The 24,606-nt window shown below is 73.4% G+C and carries 18 protein-coding genes; 4 read left to right on the top strand and 14 right to left on the bottom strand.

The genetic code is table 11. The features are described from left to right. Positions 1–36 precede the first annotated feature (36 nt). Both V6V16_RS23280 and V6V16_RS23275 read right to left on the bottom strand, forming a co-directional pair. The gene (locus tag V6V16_RS23280; protein ID WP_334565285.1) at positions 37–1,134 is read right to left on the bottom strand and encodes a branched-chain amino acid aminotransferase; all 1,098 of its coding nucleotides are present in this window, start codon (positions 1,132–1,134) and stop codon (positions 37–39) included. A 197-nt stretch (positions 1,135–1,331) separates the two neighbouring features. Continuing rightward, entirely contained in the window at positions 1,332–2,363 is a 1,032-nt protein-coding gene (locus V6V16_RS23275; RefSeq protein ID WP_334565260.1) for a 3-isopropylmalate dehydrogenase, read from the bottom strand. Between the two features lie 221 nt (positions 2,364–2,584). On the opposite strand from V6V16_RS23275, the gene V6V16_RS23270 reads away from it, so the two are divergent. Together V6V16_RS23270 and V6V16_RS23265 are read left to right on the top strand one after the other, a co-directional pair. Further along, positions 2,585–3,430 carry an FAD:protein FMN transferase gene (locus V6V16_RS23270; protein WP_334565258.1) on the top strand — a complete coding sequence of 282 codons (846 nt, stop codon included), beginning with the start codon at positions 2,585–2,587 and terminating at the stop codon, positions 3,428–3,430. A gap of 385 nt (positions 3,431–3,815) precedes the next feature. Then, a complete protein-coding gene (locus V6V16_RS23265; RefSeq protein ID WP_334565256.1) occupies positions 3,816–4,172 on the top strand; it encodes a hypothetical protein in 357 nt (118 codons plus the stop codon). A 61-nt stretch (positions 4,173–4,233) separates the two neighbouring features. Here the strand turns inward: V6V16_RS23265 and serA are convergent, their stop codons facing one another. From serA to V6V16_RS23240, 5 genes are all read right to left on the bottom strand, one after another. Beyond that, positions 4,234–5,832: a phosphoglycerate dehydrogenase gene (serA, locus tag V6V16_RS23260; RefSeq protein ID WP_334565255.1), complete on the bottom strand. Its 1,599-nt coding sequence runs from the start codon at positions 5,830–5,832 to the stop codon at positions 4,234–4,236. 308 nt (positions 5,833–6,140) lie between these two features. Next, positions 6,141–7,154, bottom strand: a complete 1,014-nt coding sequence (gene ilvC, locus V6V16_RS23255; protein ID WP_334565254.1) for a ketol-acid reductoisomerase — start codon at positions 7,152–7,154, stop codon at positions 6,141–6,143. A 125-nt stretch (positions 7,155–7,279) separates the two neighbouring features. Beyond that, positions 7,280–7,795, bottom strand: a complete 516-nt coding sequence (gene ilvN, locus V6V16_RS23250; RefSeq protein WP_091096900.1) for an acetolactate synthase small subunit — start codon at positions 7,793–7,795, stop codon at positions 7,280–7,282. A 120-nt stretch (positions 7,796–7,915) separates the two neighbouring features. After that, positions 7,916–9,802, bottom strand: a complete 1,887-nt coding sequence (locus tag V6V16_RS23245) for an acetolactate synthase large subunit (RefSeq protein ID WP_334565253.1) — start codon at positions 9,800–9,802, stop codon at positions 7,916–7,918. A 266-nt stretch (positions 9,803–10,068) separates the two neighbouring features. Then, the gene (locus tag V6V16_RS23240; RefSeq protein WP_442934140.1) at positions 10,069–12,378 is read right to left on the bottom strand and encodes a putative bifunctional diguanylate cyclase/phosphodiesterase; all 2,310 of its coding nucleotides are present in this window, start codon (positions 12,376–12,378) and stop codon (positions 10,069–10,071) included. A gap of 128 nt (positions 12,379–12,506) precedes the next feature. Here V6V16_RS23240 and ilvD point away from each other — a divergent pair, with 128 nt between their 5' ends. Then, positions 12,507–14,354, top strand: a complete 1,848-nt coding sequence (gene ilvD, locus V6V16_RS23235; RefSeq protein ID WP_334565250.1) for a dihydroxy-acid dehydratase — start codon at positions 12,507–12,509, stop codon at positions 14,352–14,354. 49 nt (positions 14,355–14,403) lie between these two features. Here the strand turns inward: ilvD and V6V16_RS23230 are convergent, their stop codons facing one another. The 5 genes from V6V16_RS23230 to V6V16_RS23210 form a co-directional block, all read right to left on the bottom strand. Then, positions 14,404–14,940 (bottom strand): hypothetical protein, encoded by a 537-nt coding sequence (locus tag V6V16_RS23230; RefSeq protein WP_334565249.1) that lies wholly within the window; start codon positions 14,938–14,940, stop codon positions 14,404–14,406. A 155-nt stretch (positions 14,941–15,095) separates the two neighbouring features. Continuing rightward, positions 15,096–17,543, bottom strand: coding sequence for a glycoside hydrolase family 2 protein (locus tag V6V16_RS23225; RefSeq protein WP_334565248.1), 2,448 nt, complete (start codon positions 17,541–17,543; stop codon positions 15,096–15,098). Further along, on the bottom strand, positions 17,540–18,373 hold the full coding sequence (locus tag V6V16_RS23220) for a carbohydrate ABC transporter permease (RefSeq protein ID WP_334565283.1): 834 nt from the start codon (positions 18,371–18,373) through the stop codon (positions 17,540–17,542). Before V6V16_RS23220 ends, V6V16_RS23225 begins: the two co-directional genes overlap by 4 nt. 163 nt (positions 18,374–18,536) lie before the next feature. After that, on the bottom strand, positions 18,537–19,553 hold the full coding sequence (locus V6V16_RS23215; RefSeq protein WP_334565247.1) for a carbohydrate ABC transporter permease: 1,017 nt from the start codon (positions 19,551–19,553) through the stop codon (positions 18,537–18,539). Between the two features lie 76 nt (positions 19,554–19,629). Further along, positions 19,630–20,919 carry an ABC transporter substrate-binding protein gene (locus V6V16_RS23210; RefSeq protein ID WP_334565246.1) on the bottom strand — a complete coding sequence of 430 codons (1,290 nt, stop codon included), beginning with the start codon at positions 20,917–20,919 and terminating at the stop codon, positions 19,630–19,632. A 385-nt stretch (positions 20,920–21,304) separates the two neighbouring features. Between V6V16_RS23210 and V6V16_RS23205 the strand changes: the two genes are divergently transcribed. After that, positions 21,305–22,324, top strand: a complete 1,020-nt coding sequence (locus V6V16_RS23205; protein WP_334565245.1) for a LacI family DNA-binding transcriptional regulator — start codon at positions 21,305–21,307, stop codon at positions 22,322–22,324. 78 nt (positions 22,325–22,402) lie between these two features. Here V6V16_RS23205 and V6V16_RS23200 read toward each other — a convergent pair whose 3' ends face one another. Both V6V16_RS23200 and V6V16_RS23195 read right to left on the bottom strand, forming a co-directional pair. After that, positions 22,403–23,227 carry a MerR family transcriptional regulator gene (locus tag V6V16_RS23200; protein WP_334565244.1) on the bottom strand — a complete coding sequence of 275 codons (825 nt, stop codon included), beginning with the start codon at positions 23,225–23,227 and terminating at the stop codon, positions 22,403–22,405. Between the two features lie 60 nt (positions 23,228–23,287). Next, positions 23,288–24,606: bifunctional diguanylate cyclase/phosphodiesterase (locus V6V16_RS23195; protein WP_334565243.1), on the bottom strand; the 1,319-nt coding region annotated here is incomplete at its 5' end.

The raw sequence follows: 24,606 nt of genomic DNA, 5'->3' as shown, positions 1-24,606 counted from the left end.
CGGCGCGGGGGCGGGTCGGGGCCACAAGGGGGTGGGTCAGAGGATGCGGCGGACCCAGCCCTGCGGGTCCTCGGCGCGACCGCGCTGAAGGTCGACCAGCTGCTGACGCAGGGCCATCGTGACCCGGCCGGGCTCGCCGCCGCCGACCAGGAACTCGCCGTCGGGGAAGCGCACCTGCCCGATCGGGGTGACGACCGCCGCGGTGCCGCAGGCGAACACCTCGCGGAGCCGGCCGCTCGCCGCGTCCGCCTGCCAGTCGGCGAAGCTCACCGGGCGTTCCTCGATCCGGTGCCCGGCGCCGGCGGCCAGGGCGAGCACCGACTCCCGGGTGATGCCGGGCAGGATCGTGCCGGTCAGCGGCGGGGTGACCACGGTGCCGTCGTCGTAGACGAAGAAGACGTTCATGCCGCCCAGCTCGTCGACGTGGCGGCGCTCCACCGCGTCCAGGAAGACCACCTGGTCGCAGCCGTGCTCGATGGCCTCGGCCTGGGCCACCAGCGAGGCGGCGTAGTTGCCGCCGCACTTCGCGGCGCCGGTGCCGCCGGGCGCGGCCCGGGTGTAGTCCGGCGAGACCCAGACCGTCACCGGCTTGACCCCGCCGGAGAAGTACGCGCCGACGGGCGAGGCGATGACCACGTAGAGGTACTCGTTGGCCGGCCGGACGCCGAGGAACACCTCGCTGGCGAACATGAACGGCCGCAGGTAGAGGCTGCCGTCCTCACCCTCGGGGATCCACTCCCGGTCGATCTCGACGAGCTGGCGCAGCGAGTCGACGAACGCCTGCTCCGGCAGCGCGGGCATCGCCATCCGGCGGGCGGAGGCCGCGAAGCGGGCCGCGTTCGCCTCCGGCCGGAACAGGGTGACCCCGCCGTCGGCCGTCCGGTACGCCTTCAGCCCCTCGAAGATCTCCTGCGCGTAGTGCAGCACGGCGGCGGCCGGGTCCATCGGGATCGGGGCGCGGGCCTCGACCCGGGCGTCGTACCAGCCCTTGCCGTCGGCGTAGCGGATGGTGACCATGTGGTCGGTGAAGACCCGGCCGAAGCCCGGATTGGCCAGCAGCGCGGCCCGGTCGGCGACGGATACCGGCGCGGGATTCGGACGGATCTCGAAGTCGAGCTTGTCACCACCGCTCATCGCGCTGACCTCCCTGCGGGGCTGCGGCACACGAGTCCGCATGCCGAGAAATCTGGTGCGAGAAACTTACCCCGAACGGTCGTTCAGCGGCCAACGTGCCGGTGCGCGACGCAGGGCGGAACGCCGCCGCCGGCGGGCAGGGCGTGGGGCGGACGGGCGCGGGCGGAGCCGGGACGCCCGGGGCGGGGCACGCCGGCTCAGGAGGCGGCGTGGCCGGCCAGCCGGTCGCCGACCTCCTCGGTGCGCGGTACCGAGCCGGGGGCGCGGCCGGCCAGCTCCGCGCCGACGGCGGCGGCGACCCGCGCGGCCGCGTCGGCGTGCCCGAGCTGATCGAGCAGCAGGGCCGCGGAGAGCACGGCCGCCACCGGGTCGGCCACGCCGCGACCGGCGATGTCCGGGGCGGAGCCGTGCACCGGCTCGAACATCGAGGGGTACGCCCCCTCCGGGTTGATGCTGCCGCTGGCCGCGAGCCCGATCCCGCCGGTGACCGCGGCGGCGATGTCGGTCAGGATGTCGCCGAAGAGGTTGTCGGTGACCACCACGTCGTAGCGCTGGGGCTGGGTGACCAGGAACATCGCGGCGGCGTCGACGTGCTGGTACTCGGTGGCCACGTCGGGGTGCTCGGCGGCCACGGCCTCGAACGTGCGCGCCCACAGCGAGCCGGCGTGGGTCAGCACGTTGGTCTTGTGCACCAGCGTGACCTTGCGCCGCTCCCGGCGCGCCGCGCGGGCGAAGGCGTCACGGATCACCCGCTCCACGCCGTGCCGCGTGTTGAGGCTCTCCTCGGTGGCGACCTCGGCCGGGGTGCCCCGGTGCAGCGCGCCACCCGCGCCGGCGTACAGCCCCTCGGTGCCCTCGCGGACCACGACCAGGTCGACCTCGCCGGGCTTGACGCCCGCCAGCGGCCCGGCCACGCCGGGCCAGAGCCGCGAGGGGCGCAGGTTGACGTACTGGTCGAAGGCGAAACGCAGCTTGAGCAGGAGGCCCCGCTCCAGCACGCCCGGCGGCACGCTGGGGTCGCCGACGGCGCCGAGCAGGATGGCGTCGTGGTCGGCCAGCTCGGTCAGCACGGAGTCGGGCAGCACCTCGCCGGTGCGGTGGTAGCGGGCCGCCCCGAGGTCGTACTCGGTGGCCTCCACCCCGGGGAGCACGGCGTCGATGACCTTGCGGGCCTGCGCGACCACCTCGGGTCCGATCCCGTCCCCGGCCACCACCGCGATCCGTGCCACGTCCTGTGCTCCCTCGACTCGACGTTTCGTCCGACCGTACGCCGGCGTCCCGCCTCGCGGTACGAACCTTCCAGAATGCGGGAAATGGGGATGCACAGGATCCTCCCAGGTGACATTCATGGGGTGGTCATCTGCGCTGCTTAGCGTGGTGGCAAGCGGGTCGAGGGGGGCCGTGGCGGAGGCCGCGGGGACGCGACCGGCGTCGACTAGGGGGCAGCGACATGCGGATCGACCAGCAGCCACGGACCCGTTGGGTGGACCAGGCGGCCTTCCAGCCCCTCCGGCCGGACCTGCGGCTCGGTGCCCCCAGCCACCGCGTGGACCGGTCGGGCACGGCGAGCGCCGACCGGATCGCCGTGCGGCACACCGTGCGGACCTCGACGGCGGAATACTCGCTGCTGCTGAACGCGCCCGAGTGGCTGGGCCGCCGGGGGGTCGGGGAGGCGCTGCGCGACGCGGTCGCGGAACTGCGGGCCGTCGACCTCACCTACGGTCCGGGCCGGCCGCAGAGCCTGGTCTCCCGGCTGCGCCGAGGCGAGATCAGCCCCGACTCCTACCCCCCGCTGGCCGACCTCGTGGACCGCTGCGCGGCGATGCGGGCCGCCACCGACGGCTGGTTCGACGCCTGGGCGGTGCCCGGCGGCTTCGACCCCGGCGGCCTGCTCGGCGGATGGGCGGTGGAGCGGGCCGCGGCCCGGCTGCGCGCCGCCGGCGTGCACGACTACGCCGTGCTCACCGGGGCCGACCTCGTCGTACGCGGCAACGCGGCGCACGGCGGCCCGTGGCGGGTGGCGGTGCACCACCCGACGGACCAGCACCGGGCGCCGCTGGTGCTGGAGATGACGGCGGGCGCCGTCGGCACCTCGGGGGTCAGTGGCCGGCAGGGCCACGTGGTGGACCCGCACACGGGCGAGCCGGCCGACCAGCTGGCCGCCGCGACGGTCGTCGGGCCGGACCTCGCCGTCGCCGACGCCTACGCGACCGCGCTCTTCGCCGCCGGGCCCGCCGGCCTGGCCTGGTTCCGCAACGGCTCGGACTACCGCGCGATCTTCGCCGACCGCCGCTGAGCCCACCGGGGCCGAACCCGCCCGGCCCACGTCGCCGGTCGAGTGCGCCGGCGGACCGGCCTCGGCGGCGGGGCAGGCGGCCCAGTCAGGCCGGCCCGGACGCGCGATCGGCCCCCACGGTCTCGGCAACGACTGTGAGGGCCGGTCAGCGACGAGTGCGCGTGGCTCGCGCAATCGAGGGGTGCGGGCCGGTCGGCCGGACGTCGACCTCGCCACCCGAAGACGGGCCCACGCCGCGAGCTCGGCCAGTGACCGCACCGATACGCTAGCGAATCGACGCAACTCAACGCAAGGGTCTCCACAGCGGACCGTCGTGACAGGAGGATGCCGACCCGGTGGCGGGGCGATTTCGACGCGGCGAACGGCGGATGGCACGCTGTCCGCCGTGAGTTTCGATCTGAGCGTGTGGGCCCTTGCGGACGGGGCGACACCCGAGGACGTGCGGGCGGCGGTGCTGCGCTGCCGGCAGGGGCGGCACGTCGAGCGCCACCCCGACCCGCGGGTCGTCTCGTTCTACCGGGCCATCACCGGCCGGTACCCGGACCGTCCGACCGGCCCGGGAAGCCCGTGGGCGGTGGCGCCGCTGCACGCCGCCAGCGACCACGTCGAGCTGAACCTGCACCCGACCTGCGAGGACCAGGTGCTGCTCGACATCGAGCAGTTGGCCGGCGCGTACGACCTGATGCTCTTCGACGCGCAGGACGGCTCGGTCTACCCGCCGCCGGCCCGGCTGCCCGGCTGACGACCCGCGTACGACGAGGGGCCCGGCGGATCCGCCGGGCCCCCGCTGTCGTGCGTCCGGATCACTCGTCGCGCAGGTCCGCCGCGCTGGCCGCGACCGCGCCGATCGAGTCCGCCGCCGAGGTGAGCAGGTCGGCGCCGAGGGCCTGGTCCACGGTGAGGGTCATCAGGGTCTCGCCGCCGGCCTCGCGGCGGGCAACCTGCATCGCGGCGATGTTGACGCCGGCCTCGCCGAGCAGCGTGCCGACCGTGCCGACGACGCCCGGGCGGTCGACGTAGCGGAGGAAGACCAGGATGCCCTCCGCGCCGATCTCCACGTCGAAGCCGTCGACCTCGGTCAGCTTGATGACGTCGCGGGCGCCGGCGGTCGTCACCGTGCCGGAGACGCTGACCGTACGGCCGTCGGGCAGCGCGCCGCGGACGGTGACCAGGTTGGGGTGGTCGACCGTGTCGGCCTGGGCGGCCAGCGTGACCTCGACCCCGCGCTCGGCGGCCAGGTGCGGGGCGTTGACGTAGGTCACCTGCTCCTCGACCACGGAGCTGAAGAGCCCCTTGGTGGCGGCGAGCTTCAGCACCGACACGTCGTGGTTGACGATCTCGCCGCGCACCTCCACGGTGACGTTGGCGGCGACCCCGCCGGCGACGGCGGTGAAGGCGCGGCCCAGCTTCTCGGCCAGCGGCAGCAGCGGCCGCACGTCCTCCGCCACCACGCCACCGACCTGCACGTTCACGGCGTCCGGAACGAATTCGCCCTGCAACGCCAGCTTCACGCTCTTGGCCACGGCCAGCCCGGCCTTGTCCTGCGCCTCGCCCGTGGAGGCGCCCAGGTGCGGGGTGGCCACCACGTTGTCGAAGGCGAACAGCGGCGAGGAGGTGCAGGGCTCCTTGGCGTAGACGTCCACGCCCGCGCCGGCGACCCGGCCCTCGGCGATCGCGTCGGCCAGGGCCTGCTCGTCGACCAGCCCGCCCCGGGCGGCGTTGACGATCCGGACGCCCGGCTTGACGACGGCCAGCTCCTTCTCGCCGATCAGGCCGACGGTCTCCGGGGTCTTCGGCAGGTGGATCGAGATGAAGTCGCTCTCCCGCAGCAGCTCCTCCAGCCCCACCAGGCGGACGCCGAGCTGGGCCGCGCGGGCCGGCTGGATGTAGGGGTCGTACGCGATCAGCCGGGTGCCGAAGGCGGCGATGCGTTGCGCGAAGAGCACGCCGATGCGGCCGAGGCCCACCACGCCGACGGTCTTGCCCTGGATCTCGACGCCGGTGTACTTCGACCGCTTCCACTCCCCCGCCTTCAGCGCGGCGCTGGCGCTGGCGGTGTTGCGCGCCACGGCGAGCAGCAGCGCCAGGGCCTGCTCGGCCGCGGAGACGATGTTGGAGGTGGGGGCGTTGACGACCATGACGCCCCGCGCCGTGGCGGCCGGCACCTCGACGTTGTCCAAACCCACGCCCGCCCGGGCGACGACCTTCAGCCGGGGCGCGGCGGCGATCGCCTCGGCGTCGATCTGGGTGGCGCTGCGCACGATGACGGCGTCGGCCTCGGAGAGCGCCGAGAGCAGTGCCGGACGGTCGGTGCCGTCGACGTGGCGGACGTCGAAGTCGTGGGCGAGCACCTCGATGGCGGCGGGGGCGAGTTCTTCGGCGATCAGTACGACAGGAGTCATTGGTCCTCGTAGTTGTCGTCAGAGCGGTGGGTCGGGCCGCGGGACGCCGCGCTGCGCCCTGCGCTGATCCGGGCCATGGCCGTCAGGTGCCGGCTACGCACCTACCCCGCGATCGTAGGTGTCCGGTCGGCCGGCATGTTCCGGTCCGTGGGGTGAGTGCCCTCACAACGGGTGACGACCCGCCGGTGAACGCCGTGCGGCGGGGCACCCCGCCGAGTCGGCGGGGTGCGACGGGTGGTGCGCGGGCAGGAGGACGGCCCGGTCCGGGCGCCGGGGAGGGCGCCCGGGCCGGGCCGCGGGGGTGTGCGTCAGGCGGTCTCGGTGATCGGGCGGTCGACCCAGCTCATCATGCCGCGCAGCTTGCGCCCGGTCTCCTCGATCGGGTGCGCCGCGCCCTCGGCCTGCCACTTGCTGAAGTTGGGCCGGCCGGCCTCGTCCTCGGCGACCCACTCCCGGGCGAACTCGCCGGACTGGACCTCGCTGAGGATCTTGCGCATCTCCTCCTTGACCCGGGCGTCGATGACGCGCGGGCCGCGGGAGAGGTCGCCGTACTCGGCGGTGTCGGAGATGCTGTAGCGCATCTTCGCGATGCCGCCCTCGTACATGAGGTCGACGATCAGCTTCAGCTCGTGCAGGCACTCGAAGTACGCCACCTCGGGGGCGTAGCCCGCCTCGGTGAGCACCTCGAAGCCGGTCTGCACGAGCGCCGCCGCGCCGCCGCAGAGCACCGCCTGCTCGCCGAAGAGGTCGGTCTCGGTCTCCTCGGTGAAGGTGGTCCGGATCGCGCCGGCCCGGGTGCCGCCGATGCCCTTGGCGTACGACAGGGCGAGGGCGAGCGCGGTGCCGCTGGCGTCCTGCTCGACGGCGACCAGGCAGGGCACGCCCTTACCGTCGGCGTACTGGCGGCGGACCAGGTGACCCGGGCCCTTCGGCGCCACCATCGCGACGTCGACGTCGGCGGGCGGCTTGATCAGGCCGTAGCGGATGTTGAAGCCGTGGCCGAAGAAGAGCGCCTTGCCCGGGGCCAGGTTCGGCGCGATCGACTCGGCGTAGATGCCGCGCTGCGCGGTGTCCGGCGCGAGGACCATGATGACGTCGGCCTCGGCCGACGCCTCGGCCGGCGTGAGCACCCGCAGGCCCTGCTCCTCGGCCTTGGCCCGGCTCTTGGAGCCCTCCGGCAGGCCGATCACCACGTCGACGCCGGAGTCGCGCAGCGACAGCGCGTGGGCGTGGCCCTGGCTGCCGTAGCCGATCACCGCGACCTTCCGGCCCTGGATCACGCCCAGGTCGGCATCGTCGTCGTAGTACACCTCAACGCTCATGATTTCCCTTTCGTACGGCGGCCCGGGCGGCCCGTCGTGGCTCTGTGCGGTGTCGGTCCGGGCGGCGCGCGGCGCCGGTCCGGGCGGGCGGTTCGGGCGGCGCGCGGGCGCCGGCCCGGTCGGGGTCAGGCGGCCCGGAGCGCGGGCCCGGCGGTGATGGAGCGCGAGCCGCGCCCGATCGCCACCAGCCCCGACTGGACCATCTCCTTGATCCCGAAGGGTTCGAGGTCGCGCAGCAACGCGTCGAGCTTGTCCGGGGTGCCGGTGGCCTCGATGGTCAGCGTGTCCGGCGCCACGTCGACCACCCGGGCCCGGAACAGGCCGACCGTCTCCAGCACCTGGGCCCGGGCCGCACGGTCGGCGCGCACCTTGACCAGGAGCAGCTCCCGGGCGACCGAGACCTGCGGGTCCAGCTCGACGATCTTGAGCACGTTGACCAGCTTGTTGAGCTGCTTGGTGACCTGTTCGAGCGGGGACGACTCGGCGTTGACCACGATCGTGATCCGGGAGACGTCCGGGTTCTCGGTCTCGCCGACGGCGAGGCTGTCGATGTTGAAGCCGCGCCGGGAGAACAACCCGGAGACCCGGGCCAGGACACCCGGCTTGTTCTCCACCAGGACGCTCAGCGTGTGCATGGTCATGGCAGTGCCTTCCTCGTCAGGCCCTCACGGCCCTCGCCGCGCTCGGTGCATTCGGTCATGACCGCGCCTTCCTCGTCAGGCCCTCACGGCCCTCGCCGCGCTCGGTGCAATCGGTCATGACTAGATGTCGTCCTCGTCGAAGGCCGGGCGGACGCCCCGGGCGAACATGATCTCGTCGTTGCTGGTGCCGGCGGCGACCATCGGCCACACCATGGCGTCCTTGCCGACGACGAAGTCGACGACCACCGGAGCGTCGTCGATGGCCATCGCGGCCTCGATGGTCCGGTCGACGTCCTCGGCGTTCTCGCAGCGCAGCCCGACGCAGCCGAGCGCCTCGGCGAGCTTGAGGAAGTCGGGGATGCGGTGCTTGTGGGTGCCGAGGTCGGTGTTGGAGTAGCGCTCCCCGTAGAAGAGGGTCTGCCACTGCCGCACCATGCCGAGGTTGCCGTTGTTGATCACGGCGATCTTGACCGGGATGCCCTCCAGCGCGCAGGTGGCCAGCTCCTGGTTGGTCATCTGGAAGCAGCCGTCGCCGTCGACCGCCCACACCGTGGTGTCCGGCCTGCCGACCTTCGCGCCCATCGCCGCCGGCACCGCGTAGCCCATCGTGCCGAGGCCGCCGGAGTTCAGCCAGGTGTTCGGCTTCTCGTAGGAGATGAACTGCGAGGCCCACATCTGGTGCTGGCCGACCCCCGCGACGTAGATCGCGTCCGGGCCGACGATCTCGCCGAGCCGCTTGATCACGTACTGCGGGGAGAGGGTGCCGTCGGCCGGCTCCTCGTAGCCCAGCGGGTACCGGTCGCGCAGGTCGTCGAGCTGGGTCCACCAGTCGGCGAGGTCGACGCGCCGGCCGGCCGCCTGCTCGTTGCTCACCGCCGCTATCAGCTCGTCGATGACGTGCCGGGCGTCGCCGACGATCGGGACGTCCGCGTGCCGGTTCTTGCCGATCTCGGCCGGGTCGATGTCGGCGTGCACGACCGCCGCGTCCGGCGCGAAGGAGTCCAGCTTGCCGGTGACCCGGTCGTCGAACCGCGCGCCCAGGGCCACGATCAGGTCGGCCTTCTGCAGCCCGTAGACCGCGGCGACGGTGCCGTGCATGCCGGGCATGCCCAGGTGCTGCCGGTGCGAGTCGGGGAACGCGCCGAGGGCCATCAGCGTGGTGACCACCGGGATGCCGGTCTGCTCGGCCAGCCGGCGCAGCCCCTCGGTGGCGCCGGCCTTCAGCACGCCGCCGCCGACATAGAGCACCGGGCGCCGGGCCGTGGCCATCAGCCGGGCGGCCTCGCGGATCTGCTTGTTGTGCGGGTGCAGGGTCGGCCGGTAGCCGGGCAGGTCCAGCACCGGCGGCCAGGTGAAGGTGGTGGGCGCCTGGAGGACGTCCTTGGGGATGTCGACCAGGACCGGGCCGGGCCGGCCGGTGGCGGCCAGGTGGAACGCCTCGGCCAGCACCCGGGGGATCTCCTCGGCCTCCTGCACCAGGAAGTTGTGCTTGGTGATCGGCAGGGTGATGCCCTGGATGTCCGCCTCCTGGAAGGCGTCCGTGCCGATCGCGGGCCGCGCGACCTGCCCGGTGATCGCCACCATCGGCACCGAGTCCATGTACGCGTCCGCGATCGGGGTGACCAGGTTCGTCGCGCCGGGGCCGGAGGTGGCCATGCAGACCCCCACCCGGCCGGTCGCCTGGGCGTAGCCGGTCGCCGCGTGCCCGGCGCCCTGCTCGTGGCGGACCAGGATGTGCCGGACGGTGGAGTCGTAGAGCGGGTCGTACGCCGGCAGGATCGCGCCACCGGGGATGCCGAAGACGACGTCCACGCCGAGCGCCTCGAGGGACCGCACGAGCGAGCCGGCTCCCGAGACCTGGGCCGTGGCGGGTGTGCGTACCCCCGGGACGGCCGGGGTGGCCGCGGCGCGGGCGGGGCCGGGATGGGCGGCGTCGCCCGCGGGCTCGGCGGTCGTGCGGGCGCGCCGGGCGGAGTGGGCGAGTGTCTCTGGCGTGGGTCTCGTCATGGCGGTTCAGGCCTTCGGCTGGAGTGGGTGCGGCGGGTTCGGGCGGGTGACGCGGGCGGCGCCGCGTCGATGGGTCCGACGGCAACAAAAAAGCCCTCGTGCAGGATGCACGGGGCCAGCGCACTCTCGGGTGGAGAGTGCGCTCAGGTAAGTACTCGCAGCGACCGGTACGACGACATGCGGTCAAGCCTGACGCATCTCACGCGATGAGTCAACTGATCCCACATGTTGGTTAACGGAGCAGGAAGTTTCACCCGTGCGGGTGGCTACGCACCCGGCTCCACCTGCGTGGACTCCTGTTCCGGGAGGCGTGGGGCGGGCAGCGCCGGCAGCCTCCGCGGCGGCGGTGTCGGCGACGCGGGCGGGACGGCCGCCGGGCGGGCTCCGGGAGACGTGGCCGCCTCCAGCATCGCCTCCAGGTGCTCGGCCGGTACGCCCCAGCCGAAGAGCGCGCCCTGGCCGAACCGGCAGCCGGCGGCGACGACCGCGGCCAGCTCCGTCGGCGTGGTCACCCCCTCGGCGACGACCTCCAGGCCGAGCTGGTGGCCGAGGCGCATGACGATGTCGACCATCGGCGCAAAGGCCGGGCCGTCGCGGTCCACCGGCCGCACCGGCTCGTGCTCCGCGACCAGGCTGTGGTCGATCTTGAGTATGTCGATCGGCAGCCGGCGCAGCTGCCCCAGGGAGGAGTAGCCGGCGCCGAAGTCGTCCAGCGCGATCCGGACCCCGGTCGCCCGCAGCGCGGTGAGCCGGCGGATCAGCTCGTCGAGGTCGGTCGCGACGGCGTGCTCGGTGACCTCCAGCACCAACCGCTGCGGCGGCACGTGGTGGGCGCGCAGCGCCTCGGCGACCTGGACCACGTACTCCCGGGCGTGCAGCTCGCGGGGGGAGACGTTGACCGAGACCCACACGTCGTGCCCGTCGGCCAGCCAGCGGGAAAGCTGGTAGCAGGCCTGGTGCAGCACCCACGCGCCCAACCTGGCGATCATCCCGCACTCCTCGGCGAGCGGGATGAACTCGTCGGGACCGACGTTGCCCAGCACCGGGTGGCGCCAGCGCAGCAGCGCCTCCGCGCCGACGGGACGCACCGAGGGCAGCGACGCCACCGGCTGGAACGCCAGCCGCAGCTCGTCGCGCTCGATGGCGCCGCGCAGCTCGTGCTCCAGCGTGGTCCGCCGGCGCAGCCGCTGGTCGTACGCGGCGTCGTAGCGCTCGATCCGGTTCTTCCCGCGCTGCTTGGCGTAGCGCAGCGCGAGGTCGGCGTGGCGCAGCAGCAGCTCCACGTCGGGCTCGCCGTCCCAGGCGGCCACGCCGATGCTGACCGACAGGAAGACCGGCCCCTCCGGCTGGTCGTAGGCGCGGCCGAGCACACCGAGCAGGCGCTCGGCGACCCGTTCGGCGTCGGCGGGGCAGCCGCACATCAGCACCGCGAACTCGTCACCGCCGAGCCGGGCCGCCAGGTCGCCGGGACGCAGGTTGGCGCGCAGCCGCTCGCCCACCTCGGCCAGCACCGCGTCGCCGACGTCGTGACCGCGCATGTCGTTGACGTTCTTGAAGCCGTCGAGGTCGAGGCCGAGCAGCACGCAGGGTGCCCCCGCGCAGCGGTGCAGCGCCTGCAACAGCCCCCGCCGGTTGGCGAGGGCGGTCAGCGGGTCGGTGTGCGCCAGCTCGCGGAAGTGCGCCTCGCGCTCGGCCAGCCGGGCGGCGTAGCCGCGCACGTCGTGCAGGGTGAGGTGCTGCCGGGCCACCAGGGCGAAGCCCTCCACGCTGCCGGCGACGATGCCGAGCGCGTCGAACCGGCCGTCCTGGAGCAGGTGGTACATCGCCGAGGCGGCCATGGCGAACATCGGGACGAACGCGTACTCGCCGTCGCGGCTGGTCAGGTCGAGCGGGGCCTGGCGCGCCGCGCCCACCCCGCGGGCGGCCAGCGCGGCGAGGAGCAGGCCGGCGGCGAGCACCCCCGCCCCGACCAGCGCCACGCCCGGCCCGGCCTGGCAGAGGCCGGCGGCCACGCCGAGCCCGCCGCAGGTGACCGCGGTGGCCCCGGCGCCCACCCCGGCGGGGAAGCGGCGGGGCGGCGGGGCGCGGAAGGCCACGATGACGGCGAGCCCGGTGGTCAGGGCCGCCGCGACCGTGGCGAGCAGGATCGGCACGCAGGCCATCGGGGTCGCGTCGCCGAGCAGCCGGGTGGGCTCCGAGAAGAGCACCCAGCAGACGAACCAGAGCGCCGCCGCCATCACCAGCCCGTCGAGCGCCAGCCGGGCCGTGGCCGCCGCCGGGGAGGCGACGCCGGGCAACCGGAGCAGCCCGGCCGAGAAGAGCAGCCCGCTGACCGCCGTGCCGATCGAGACGACGCCGGCCCAGCCCGTGCGCCGGTCCGGCGGGTGCCCCGCGTGCCCGGCGGCGGAGAACGCCACGGCCACCCCGACCAGCAGGACGACCAGCGCCACCCCGGCCGCGGCGGCGAGCAGCGTGTGGGCCTGCCGGTGCGGCGCCGCCCGGCGCCGGGCGGCGGCGGCCGACAGCCCGGTGGCCGCGGCGGCGACCAGCCCGCAGAGCAGCGCCGCCGCGACCATGCCCGGGGGTGACTGCACGCCTCAACTGTGCCGGATACGCCCTGCGCGCGGGGCCCGGGGTGTGCAACCTTTGGGACACGGAGCCTACGCCCGCCGGCGGGCCCGGCGGCGGTGCCACACTGGTAGGTATGCCTGAGCTGCGGTCGAAGACCTCCACGCACGGTCGGACGATGGCCGGCGCCCGGGCCCTGTGGCGGGCCACCGGGATGACCGACGACGACTTCGGCAAGCCGATCGTCGCCATCGCCAACAGCTTCACCCAGTTCGTACCCGGACACGTGCACCTCAAGGACATGGGTGGCCTGGTCGCCGAGGCGGTGGCCGAGGCCGGCGGGGTGGGCCGCGAGTTCAACACGATCGCCGTGGACGACGGCATCGCCATGGGCCACGGCGGCATGCTCTACTCCCTGCCGAGCCGGGAGCTGATCGCCGACGCGGTCGAGTACATGGTCAACGCGCACTGCGCCGACGCCCTGGTCTGCATCTCCAACTGCGACAAGATCACCCCGGGAATGCTGCTCGCCGCCCTGCGGCTCGACATCCCGACGGTCTTCGTCTCCGGCGGCCCCATGGAGGCCGGCAAGACGGTGGCGATCGAGGGGATCGTGCACTCCAAGATCGACCTGATCGACGCCATGATCGCCTCCTCCAACGAGGCGGTCACCGACGACCAGCTCGGCGAGATCGAGCGCTCCGCCTGCCCGACCTGCGGCTCCTGCTCCGGCATGTTCACCGCCAACTCGATGAACTGCCTGACCGAGGCGATCGGCCTCGCGCTGCCGGGCAACGGCTCGACGCTGGCCACCCACGCCGCGCGCCGGTCGCTCTTCGTCGAGGCCGGCCGCACCGTCGTGGAGATCGCCAAGCGGTGGTACGACGGCGACGACGCCTCGGTGCTGCCCCGCGCGATCGCCAGCCGGGCCGCGTTCGAGAACGCCGTGGCCCTCGACGTGGCGATGGGCGGCTCGACCAACACGATCCTGCACCTGCTCGCCGCCGCCCGCGAGGCCGAACTGGACTTCGACGTCGCCGACATCGACGCCGTCTCCCGTCGGGTGCCCTGCCTGGCCAAGGTCGCCCCGAACTCCCCGCAGTACCACATGGAGGACGTGCACCGGGCCGGCGGAATCCCGGCCATCCTCGGCGAACTGGACCGGGCCGGCCTGCTGCACCGCGACGTGCAGGCGGTGCACTCCCCCAACCTGGAGCGCTGGCTCGCCGACTGGGACGTCCGGGGCGGGTCCGCGACGCCGGAGGCGGTCGAGCTGTTCCACGCCGCGCCGGGCGGGGTGCGTACCGTCGAGCCCTTCTCCACCACCAACCGCTGGTCGTCGCTGGACACCGACGCGGCCGGCGGCTGCGTGCGGGACCTCGCGCACGCCTACAGCGCCGACGGCGGGCTGGCCATCCTGCACGGCAACCTGGCCCCCGAGGGGTGCGTGGTGAAGACCGCCGGGGTGCCCGACGAGTGCCTGACCTTCCGCGGCCCGGCCAAGGTCTACGAGTCGCAGGACGACGCCGTCGAGGCGATCCTGAACAAGCGGATCGTCGCCGGCGACGTGGTGGTGATCCGCTACGAGGGGCCGAGGGGCGGCCCCGGCATGCAGGAGATGCTCTACCCCACCTCCTTCCTGAAGGGCCGGGGGCTGGGCCGCTCCTGCGCGCTGCTCACCGACGGGCGCTTCTCCGGCGGCACCTCCGGGCTCTCCATCGGGCACGTCTCCCCGGAGGCGGCATCCGGCGGGCTGATCGCGCTGGTCCGCGAGGGCGACGAGATCGCCATCGACATCCCGGGCCGGTCGATCACCCTGGACGTGCCGGAGGACGTGCTCCAGGCCCGCCGGGTCGACGAGGAGAAGCGCGACAAGCCGTACACCCCGGTCGACCGGCAGCGGCCGGTGTCGGCGGCACTGCGCGCGTACGCCTCGATGGCGACCTCGGCCAGCGACGGCGCCTACCGCCGCGTGCCGGAGTAGGCGCCGGACGGACCCCTGCCGGCGCTCCGGCGCGGCGGGGCCGACCTCCTCAGTACGCGACCAGGGCGACGACCAGCGACGACACCGCGGCGGCGAGCAGCACCGCGCCGGTGCCGAGGCCGACCACCGCGCTCACCGCGACGGCACGGGCCCGGGCCACCGCGGCCGCCACCAGCGCCAGCGCCGTCACCAGGGCGGCGGCCACGTGGATCAGCGGGTAGTCGAGCAGCGCCGCGACCGGGAACAGGTGCACCCCCACCACGAGGGCGACCCAGATCGGGATCAGGTCCCGTCGGCGCCGCAGGGCCAGCAGCCCGGCACCGAAGGCGGCGACGCCGAACTCGATGCCCACGACGATCCCGAAGGCGCGGCTGGTGTCGGCGTCGAAGGCCGTCGCCTCGGACCATCGCCGCCAGGTGAGGATCCCGCCGACGACCGCGGTGAGCAGCGAGAGCACCGATCCGACGCCGAGGAACGGTCGCCAACTCCTGGGCGGGGCCTCCTGGGCCCAGCCGAACCAGCTGGACGCGAAGAACCCGAACACCACCGCCGTGGCGGACGCGTCACGAACGTATTCCGCGATCATGGTCCTCCCTGAGTGGTGCGGCGTCGGGCTCCCGCCGCGCGGGCCACCCGATCTTGGCAGATCCTCGCCGCAAGGACCCCTGACAGCACGGAGATCTTGGTGCGAGAGCGCCCCTCCAGGAGCCGCATCTTGCCAAGATCTCCGTCGTCCGGCCGTCAGTCGTAGACGACGTCGTTGACGCAGCGCAGCACCGGCCGGGCCGTCAGGGCCGCCGGGTCCAGCGGCGCGTGCGCGCGCACGGTGAACGTGGTCGTCTCCCCCGGCAGCAGGGTGACCAGCGCCTCGTCGACCTCGGCCGCCGGGTCGAGCCGGTCCGGGAAGAGGATCAGGTCGCGCAGCACCGTCCGGGCGGTGACCCGGACGCGCTGCCCGCCGTCGACCGGCTCGACCACCGCGTCGTAGCCGGCCGGCGGCCAGTCCGCGTCGCGGTCCTCGGCGAAGAACCAGAGCGCCCGCTCCGCCGTCCCGCCCGCCTCGGCCACCAGCAGCTCGCGCCGGGCCTGCTCCGGCCGCGCCAGCTCCGCCGGCAGCGCCAGCTCGATCCTGGCGTACGCACCGACGTCCAGCTCCAGCGTCGTCTTGGCACGTGGCTCGCCGGCCAGGGTCAGCCGGGTCACCGAGGCGGTCGCCCGCCAAGGGGCCGGGCCGTCGTTCACCGCGACCAGGGCCAGGCCGCCGTCGCGGGGCTGGACGGTCAGCAGCCGGTCGGCGTATGCCCGGCGCAGCGCGTACCACAGCGGCTTGCGGCGCCCGTCGCCGTCGATCGCCGACCACGAGGTGACCGGCCAGCAGTCGTTGAGCTGCCACACGATGGTGCCCGCGCAGACGTCCCGGTGGGAGCGGAAGTGCTCCACCGCGAGCTGGATCGCCCGCGCCTGGTTGAGCTGCGTCAGCCAGTGCCAGTCGTCGAAGTCCGCCGGGGCCGGCAGGTGGGCGTCGAGCCCTCGTCGCAGCTTGGCGTCGCCGTCGATCGCCTTCTGGTGGTGCGCCATCCCGGGCGAGTCGGGTGCGAGAGGCTCGTCCGACAGCGCCCGGCGCAGCGTCGCGTACGCGGGCGGGGCCTGGTAGCCGAACTCGGCGACGAAGCGGGGCACGTACTCGCGGTACCTCGTGTAGTCGTCGGTGTTCCAGACGTCCCAGATGTGCGTGGTGCCGTGCGCCGGGTCGTTCGGGTGGATCTCCTCGCTGCCGGACCACGGGCTGCCCGGCCAGTACGGCCGAGTCGGGTCCAGCTCGCCGACGATCCGGGGCAGCAGCTCCAGGTAGTAGCCGCGCCCCCAGCTGCGCCCGGCGAGGGGCTCCTGCCAGTCCCAGTCGTGCCAGCCCCAGATGTTCTCGTTGTTGCCGGTCCAGAGCACCAGCGACGGGTGCGGCGCCAGCCGGACCACCTGCTCGGCGGCCTCGGCGGCCACCTCGGCGCGGAACGGCTCCTCCTCCGGGTAGGCGGCGCAGGCGAAGAGGAAGTCCTGCTGCACCAGCAGCCCCAGCTCGTCGGCGAGGTCGTAGAAGTCGTCCGACTCGTACCGTCCGCCGCCCCAGACACGCAGCAGGTTGACGTTCGCCCCGGCGGCCTGCCGGAGCCGGTGCGCCAGGTGGTCCCGGGTGATCCGGGAGGGGAACGCGTCGTCGGGGATCCAGTTGACCCCGCGTACGAAGACCGGGGTGTCGTTGACATGCAGGGCGAACGGGGTGCCGTGGGCGTCGGGGGCGGTGTCGAGGCGTACGGAGCGGAAGCCGATCCGCCGCGACCAGGTGTCGAGCGGGCGGGCCTCGGCGTGCAGCGTCACCTCCAGCGGGTGCAGGGGTTGCCCGCCGTACCCCCGGGGCCACCACAGTGCCGGGTCGCGGACGGTGAGGGCCAGCACGGCCGAGCGCTGCCCGGGGGCGATGGTCGCGTCGGCCGTCGCGCCGGCGACGGTGGCCCGCACGGTGAGCGGTGCGTCGCCGGCCCGCTCGACCTCGACGTGCAGCTCCACCCGGCCGTCGCCACCCTCGACGCTCACCAGGGGGCGTACGACGGCCAGCCGCGCCGTGGACCAGGCGTGCAGCCCGATCTCCTGCCAGATGCCGGCGGTGACGAGGGTCGGTCCCCAGTCCCAGCCGAAGTTGCAGGCCATCTTTCGGATGAACGGGAACGGCTCCGGGTAGGCGTTCGGCCGGTCTCCGAGCCGGTCCCGCTGCGCCTCGGCGTAGCGGTAGGCGGAGTCGAAGCGTACGGCCAGGGTGTTCGGCCCCGCGACCAGCAGCGACCGGACGTCGAAGCGGTGCCCGCGGTGCATGTTCTTGGTGCGACCGACCTCGGTGCCGTTGAGGGTGAGCGTGGCGACGGTGTCCAGCCCGGCGCAGACGAGGTCGACCCGCTCGTGGTCGCCCGGCTCGTGGCCGAAGGTGGTCTCGTAGACCCAGTCGGTCCGGCCGATCCAGGCCAGCTCCTTCTCGTTGTCGTCGAGGTACGGGTCGGGGATCCGGCCGGCGGCGAGCAGGTCGGTGTGCACGCAGCCCGGGACGGTGGCCGGGACGGCGCTGCCCACGATCGCGGCCGGCACCTGCGACCCCGCTACCGCCCGCAGGGTCCAGCCCTCGTGCAACGCTTGCCGGGTCACGACTTCACCGCACCTTCCATGATTCCGCGGACGATCTGACGGCCGCCGATGAAGAGCATCACCAGCAGCGGAAGGGTGGCGACCAGGGCGCCGGCCAGCACCCGCCGGTACAGCACGTAGTTGCCGCTGGCGAGGTCGGAGAGCGCGACCATCGAGGTCGGGTAGTCGGTGCCGCCGAGGGTGATCAGCGGCCACTGGAACTCGTTCCAGGTGGCGACGAACGTCAGCAGGCCGAGCACCGCCATCGCGGGCCGGACCGCCGGCACCACCACGCTCCAGAAGATCCGCATGGTGCTGGCGCCATCCATCCGCGCGGCCTCGACCAGCTCGTCAGGCACCGCGTCGAGGATGAACTGCCGCATGTAGAAGACGCCGAACGCGCTGACCAGGCCGGGCACGATCACCGCGAGCAGGGTGCCGTTCCAGCCGCCCTCGCCGGGCATCCGGCCCATCAGGATGTAGAGCGCGACGACGCCGAGCTGGTTGGGCACCGTCATGGTCAGGATGACCATGACCATCAACGCGTTGCGGCCCTTGAACCGCAGCTTGGCGAAGGCGAAGCCGGCCAGCGAGCAGAAGAAGAGCACCGACGCGGTCACCACCGACGAAACGATCACGCTGTTGCCGAGCGACTGGAGGAAGAACACGTCCTGCATGGAGAAGACCTCCCGCAGGTTGGTGCCCAACTGCCCGCCCGGCAGGAGCTGCGGCGGGATCTTCGCCAGCGCCTCGTCGGTGTTCGTCGCGATGACGAACATCCAGTAGAGCGGGAACGCCGAGAACGCGATCACGACGCTCAGGAACAGGTAGGTCCAGACGCTGCCGGGCATGTGCTGCGGGGCCCGGCCCGTCAGCGCCGCCCGCCGGGAGGTCGAGGCACTCACTGTGCCACCCCTTCGTTCGCGACTGCGGGGCTCGCAAGCTCACTCCTCGCGCTCACCGGTGCCAGCCCTTCGTTCGCGACTGCGGGGCTCGCAAGCTCACTCCTCGCGCTCACCGCTTACCACCGCCCAGGCGGTTGGTGACCAGGGCGTTGACCGCCGCGACGATCAGGATCACCAGGAAGAGCGCCCAGGACATGGCGGCGGCGTAGCCGAGGTTGAGGTCCCGCCAGCCGACCTTGTAGACGAGCTGCGCGACGGTCTGCCACTGCCCGTCGTCGCCGCCCAGACCCAGCGCCGGGTTGGAGTCGAAGAGCATCGGCTCGGTGAAGAGTTGCAGCCCGCCGATGGTGGAGAGGACGACCGTGAAGATGACCACCGGCCGGATCATCGGCACGGTGATCCGCCACAGCTGGCGCCACGGCCCGGCGCCGTCGACGGCGGCGGCCTCGTAGACGTCGCGCGGAATGGACTGCATGGCGGCCAGGTAGAGCAGCGCGTTGTAGCCGATCCACTTCCAGTTGACCATGGTGGCGATGGCGATCCAGGAGGACCACTTGGCGGACCGCCAGTCGATCGGTGCGGTCTCGCCGATGCCGAGCAGCGAGAGCGCCCAGTTGGCGATGCCGGTGTCCCGGGCGAAGACCACCGAGAAGATCAGCGTGGAGGCGGTCACCGGGGTGATGTACGGCAGCAGCACCCCGACCCGGAACCAGGTCTGGGCCCGCAGCTTCCGGTTCAGCAGCGACGCGACGATCAACGCCAGCAGCAGCTGCGGCACCGTGGAGAGCAGGAAGATCCCGAAGGTGTTGGAGAGGGCGTTGAAGAAGTCGTCGTCGGTGAAGAGGCGGCGGAAGTTCTCCAGCCCCGCCCAGCCGGTGAGCGTCGGGTCGTCGAGGCGCCAGTGGCGCAGCGCGACGACGCCGTTGAAGACGATCGGGAAGAGCCCGAACACCGCGAAGAGCAGGAAGAAGGGGGCGATCAGCAGGTACGGCACGTAGCGCACGTCGAAGCGGTGCAGCCAGGTGCGCCAGCCGGCCGGCTCGGGCCGGCGGCGTCGGTGGCCGTCCGGCGTGCCGGCACCCGGGCGGGAGCGCGGCGACGCGGGGGCGGCGCGGGTGCTGGACATCGGGAACCTCCAGGGACCGATGGGAGGACCGGCCGGCACGGCGTCGGGGGTCGACGCCGCCCCGACCGGCGCGCGGTCAGGACTTGGCGGCCTTCTCGGCCTCCTTGACCGCCTCGGTCCACGCCTGGTCGGGCTTGCCCCTGAGGTTCCCGGTGGCCAGGCGGTTGAGGACGTTCTCCACCGCCACCCGGGTCGGGCCGTTCTTCCTGCCGAGGTACTGCGGGGTCAGGTTCTCCGCCGTCTTCGAGAAGATCTGTCCCACCGGGGCGTCGTTGAAGAAGGGGTTGGTGAAGTCGCGGATGGCCGGGTCCTGGTAGAGCGCCGGCTGCGAGGGCAGGTTGCCGACCTTCTTGAAGATTTCGATCTGCTGCTCGGGCTGGACCAGCCACTCCAGGAACTTGTACGCCTCGTCGACGTTCCGGCCCTGCTTGGGGATCGTCAGGAACGAGCCGCCCCAGTTGCCGCCGCCGCCGGGGATGGCGGCCACGTCCCACTTGCCGCTGGTGCCGGGGGCGGTGTTCTTGATGTGCCCCTGCATCCAGGCCGGGCAGGCGAGCACGGCGAAGCTGCCCTTGACGAAGCCGCTGTTCCACTCGGGCGAGAACGCGGCGAGGTTGGCCGAGAGGTCGGCGCCGATCGTCCTGGCCGCGACGTCGAAGGCGACCTTCGGGCCGCCGTCCATCTTCAGCGTCTCGCTCTCGTCGTAGAAGCCGACGGGCTGCTGGCCGAGCACCGGGTTGAAGATGTTGGTGCCGGAGTCGATGAACTTCCTGCCGCTCTTGGCGGTGTACCGCTGGCCGACGGAGATGAAGCTGTCCCAGGTGGGCCAGAGCGCCGAGACCTGGTCGCGCTCGGTGGGCAGTCCGGCGGCCTTGAACAGGTCGGTGCGGTAGCACATGGCCAGGCCGCCGACGTCGGTGCCGAGGCCGATCTGGGTCTTGCCGTCGGGCGTCAGCGTCTGCTTCCACTTCCAGGGCAGGTACTTCTGCTCGTACGAGCCGGCGCCCTTGTCGAGCAGGTTGACGAACTTCTCGGCCTGGCCGCGGAACTGGATGGCGAAGCCCTCGTCGATGGCGGCGATGTCGGGCGCGCCGGAGCCGGCGATGAGCTTCTTCTGCAGGTCCTCGTGCTGGGCGTTGTACTCGCCGGTGTTCAGGCTGATCCTGACGTTCGAATTGGCGGCTTCGTACCTCGTCTTGAGTTCGTCGAGCCCGAAGTCGCCCCAGAAATTGATCTTCAGCGTGACCGGCCCGCCCGGCTCGGAGCCGCCGCCACCGCCGCTGTTGCCACTGCACGCCGCCACCATGACCAGGCTGACCGCGCTGGCGGCGGCCACCCTCGACCACCGCGTCAAGGACCGTCTCATGTCATCCTCCGCGCAAGATGGGAACGCTCCCGACATCGAGAGTCGTTGACTGAACCGGATAAGTTCCGCCACCGTACGGCGAGGCCGGGACAGTGTCAACGGCCGATGAACACCGCAACCCGCCGGCAACGGTCGCGGGGCACGGGAGCGTGATCATGGGTGGTGGAGGCACATCCGGGGCGGCCCGATGCGAGCCCGGGCGGCGCCCGCACGGGTCGCGCCTCCGTACGCTTAACCGGAAAAGTTGGGAGTGCAGCCGGAGGCCCGCCCGGGGCGGCGAAGGCCGGGCCGGGCGGCGGGCCGCCGTGCAGTAGCGTGGACCGCCGCCGGTCGCACCGGCCGCGTGGTGACACCCGCCGGGGCGGGAGACTGGAGGAGTACGCCGGTGAAGCGGCCCACGATCGCCGACGTCGCCCGGCGCGCCGGGGTGTCCAAAGGGGCGGTCTCCTACGCCCTCAACGGCCAGCCCGGGGTCTCCGAGACCACCCGGCAGCGGATCCTCGCCATCGCCGCCGAGATCGGCTTCAACCCGAGCCGCGCCGCCCGTTCCCTCTCCGGGGCCAGCGCCGACGCGGTCGGCCTGGCCCTGTGCCGTCCGGCCCGCACGCTCGGCATCGAGCCGTTCTTCATGGAGCTGATCAGCGGCGTCGAGGCGGAACTCTCCGCCCGGTCGTACGCGCTCACCCTCCAGATGGTGGCCGACCCCGAGGCGGAGGTCGCGGTCTACCGCCGCTGGTGGGGCGAGCGCCGGGTCGACGGCGTCCTCGTCTGCGACCTGCGCACCGACGACCGCCGGGTGCCCGTGCTGGAGGAGTTGTGCCTGCCAGCGGTGGTGATCGGCGGCCCCGGCGGCACCGGCGGGCTTGCCAGCGTCTGGTCCGACGACGCCGCAGCGCTGGTGGAGACCGTGGAGTACCTGGTCGCCCTCGGCCACCGCCGGATCGCGCGGGTCGGGGGCCTGCCCGACCTGCTGCACACCCAGATCCGCACCGAGGCGTTCGTCGAGGCCTGCGCGCGGCTCGGCGTGGTCGACGCGGCCACCGTCCTGTCGGACTACACCGGCGAGGAGGGCGCGCGAGCCACCCGCCGGCTGCTCAGCTCGGCCGGCCGTCCGACGGCGGTCATCTACGACAACGACGTGATGGCGATAGCGGGGCTGGCGGTGGCGCAGGAGATGGGCCTCGCCGTGCCGGGGGACCTCTCCATCGTGGCCTGGGACGACTCACCGCTCTGCCAGCTGGTGCACCCGCCGCTGACCGCGCTCGGGCGGGACATCCCGGCGTACGGCGCACACGCCGCCCGGCAGCTGCTCGCGGTGATCGGTGGCTCGCCCGCCGACTCCGTGCGGGACGAGACCGCGCACCTCACCCCGCGGGGCAGCACCGCCCCGCCCCGCCCCGCCTGAACCGGTGGCGGGGCGCCGCGTCCCGCGGCGTCCCGGCCGGACAGCCCTCGGCCGGGAACGGGACGGCGCGGCCGGGGCTCAGGCCCGGACGACCGGCAGCTGGAGTTCGGTGACCCCCTTCTCCGGCTCGTCCTGGCAGTACTCCACGTACAGCTCGCGGGCGTACCCGTCGGCCCGCCAGCCGTTCGCCTCGATCCAGGCGGCGAGCGCCTGCGTACTGACCTCCACCTCGTCCATCGACCCGTGGTGGATGATCGTCGCGGCCGCGGCGACCGCGGACAGTTCGACGACGGCGAGGTCCGGGGCCGCCGAGGGGTCGACGGCCACCGCCACCCCGGCGTGCACCACGACGGACTCGCCCCGCCCCGCCGGCTCGTACCAGGCCAGCGCCGGGCCGGCGGGGACGATGCCCGCCGCGTCGAGGCGCCGGAACAGCTCCGGGTAGAGCGGCTGGATCACCGGCGAGACGTCCGGGGTCGCGTAGCTGGGGGCCACCCCGGTCAGCTCCGCCACCCGGACCGCGGGCAGCTCCTTCAGTACGACGTCCTGGCTGGTCATCCGACCCTCCGTCTCGATCATGCGGAGCCGCGCCTCGACCCCGGTCAGTCGGGCGGTGTCGGCCGCCAGCTGGGCCGCCAGCTGCGACCGGCGCAGTCGCAGCATGCCGCGCAGCTCGGCGACCTCCACGGCGTCGTCGAGGATCACCCGCACCTGCCCGAGGGTGAGCCCCAGCTCCTTGAGGGCGATCACCCGGTTGAGCCGGCGCAGCTGCTCGGCGCGGTAGAACCGGTAACCGGTGTGCGGGTCGACGGCGGCCGGACGGAGCAGTCCGATGCTGTCGTAGTGGCGCAGCATGCGGACCGACACCCGGCCGAGGCTGGCGAAGTCTCCGATGGTGAACATGTCCCCTCACACGTTCGGCCCTGACACGGTGTCAGGGTCAACCCGGCGGCGGGGCGGCGCTCAGCGCGACGCCGACGGGAACTCCTCGAAGTACGCCTCGACCCGCTCCGCCGTGGCCGGGCGGGCCAGCGCGAAGCCCTGCCCGTACCGGCAGCCGGCCCGCCGGGCGTTGTCGACCTGGGCGTCCGACTCCAACTCCTCCGCCACGATGGCCAGCCCCAGCCGGTCCCCCACGTTCACCACCACGTCGATCAGGGGACGCTGCGGATCCGCCGGGTCCACCAGCCGGGGGCCGACCTTGAGCAGGTCTATCGGCAGCCGGCGGAGCTGGGCGAGCGAGGCGTGCTCGGCCCGGAAGTCGTCCAGCGCGGTGCGCACACCGAGCGAGCGCAGCCCGGCCAGCCGGGCCACCACGGTCGGCAGCTCGGCACCCACCCGCGGCTCCGCCACCTCGACCACCAGCAGGTCCGGCGACACCCCGTACGCGTCCAGCACGGCCACCGTCCGGGGCACGAAGTCGGGTGCGGTCAGCTCGCGAACGGTCACGTTCACCGCCATCCAGAGCTGTCGGCTGCCGGCCGACCAGGCGGCCAGCTGCCGGCAGGCCCGATCCAGCACCCAGCAGCCCAGCTCGCCCACCACGTCGAGGTCCTCGGCCACCGGCAGGAACTCGGCGGGCAGCACCGTGCCGAGCACCGGGCTGCGCCAGCGCAGCAACGCCTCGGTGCCGACCGGCTGCCCGTCGGTCAGGTCGAGCACCGGTTGGTAGACGAGGTCCAGCTCGCCCCGGGCGACCGCCCCGGGCAGCTCCCGTTCCAGGTCCAACCGGCGGACGAGCTGCTCCTCGAGGGAGGCGTCGTACCACTCGACGCGGTCCCGGCCGAGCTGTACGGCCCGGCGCCGGGCGAGATCCGCCTGACGCAGCACGTCCTCCGGGTCGCCGCCGCCCACCTCCGCCAGGCCGACCCCGACGCGCAGCCGCAGCACGCCGAGCGGCACCTGGTAGGGCTGGGCGAGCGCGTCGAGCAGCCGGGTGCCGAGGGCGTACGCCAGCATCGGGCCGGCCTCGGTGGCCACGGCGAATCCGGCCGCGGTCACGTCCGCGACCAGGTCGCGGTGGCCGACGACGGCACGGGCCCGGCGGACGACCTCGGCCAGCACCTCCTCCCGCGCCTGCTGGCCGGCGGCGGCGCTCCCGCCGTGCAGGTCGACGACGAGCAGCGCCCCGGTGCGGGCCGGCGCGTCCCGGAGCGCGGCCAGGGCCCGCAGCAGCGCCGACCGGTCCGCCGGCCCGCCCGCCCGGTCCGGCGCGGCGTCCGGGCCCGCCGTGCGCTCCGGATCGGCCCAGCCGGCCGGGTGCGGCGGGCTGGCAAGTGCGT

Origin of the sequence: Micromonospora sp. CPCC 205561, from assembly GCF_036906775.1 — a bacterium.
In the GTDB taxonomy this organism is placed as follows: domain Bacteria; phylum Actinomycetota; class Actinomycetes; order Mycobacteriales; family Micromonosporaceae; genus Micromonospora.
This window is presented reverse-complemented; position numbering and strand designations above follow the sequence as displayed.

What these genes read in the sequence shown, in the direction of transcription:
- V6V16_RS23210 (WP_334565246.1), bottom strand. Translation starts at nt 20,919, where the DNA reads ATGAGACGGTCCTTGACGCGGTGGTCGAGGGTGGCCGCCGCCAGCGCG.
- serA (WP_334565255.1), bottom strand. Translation starts at nt 5,832, where the DNA reads ATGACTCCTGTCGTACTGATCGCCGAAGAACTCGCCCCCGCCGCCATC.
- V6V16_RS23230 (WP_334565249.1), bottom strand. Translation starts at nt 14,940, where the DNA reads ATGATCGCGGAATACGTTCGTGACGCGTCCGCCACGGCGGTGGTGTTC.
- V6V16_RS23200 (WP_334565244.1), bottom strand. Translation starts at nt 23,227, where the DNA reads ATGTTCACCATCGGAGACTTCGCCAGCCTCGGCCGGGTGTCGGTCCGC.
- V6V16_RS23240 (WP_442934140.1), bottom strand. Translation starts at nt 12,378, where the DNA reads ATGGTCGCGGCGGCGCTGCTCTGCGGGCTGGTCGCCGCCGCGGCCACC.
- ilvC (WP_334565254.1), bottom strand. Translation starts at nt 7,154, where the DNA reads ATGAGCGTTGAGGTGTACTACGACGACGATGCCGACCTGGGCGTGATC.
- V6V16_RS23280 (WP_334565285.1), bottom strand. Translation starts at nt 1,134, where the DNA reads ATGAGCGGTGGTGACAAGCTCGACTTCGAGATCCGTCCGAATCCCGCG.
- V6V16_RS23245 (WP_334565253.1), bottom strand. Translation starts at nt 9,802, where the DNA reads ATGACGAGACCCACGCCAGAGACACTCGCCCACTCCGCCCGGCGCGCC.
- ilvD (WP_334565250.1), top strand. Translation starts at nt 12,507, where the DNA reads ATGCCTGAGCTGCGGTCGAAGACCTCCACGCACGGTCGGACGATGGCC.
- V6V16_RS23215 (WP_334565247.1), bottom strand. Translation starts at nt 19,553, where the DNA reads ATGTCCAGCACCCGCGCCGCCCCCGCGTCGCCGCGCTCCCGCCCGGGT.
- V6V16_RS23270 (WP_334565258.1), top strand. Translation starts at nt 2,585, where the DNA reads ATGCGGATCGACCAGCAGCCACGGACCCGTTGGGTGGACCAGGCGGCC.
- ilvN (WP_091096900.1), bottom strand. Translation starts at nt 7,795, where the DNA reads ATGACCATGCACACGCTGAGCGTCCTGGTGGAGAACAAGCCGGGTGTC.
- V6V16_RS23220 (WP_334565283.1), bottom strand. Translation starts at nt 18,373, where the DNA reads ATGCCCGGCAGCGTCTGGACCTACCTGTTCCTGAGCGTCGTGATCGCG.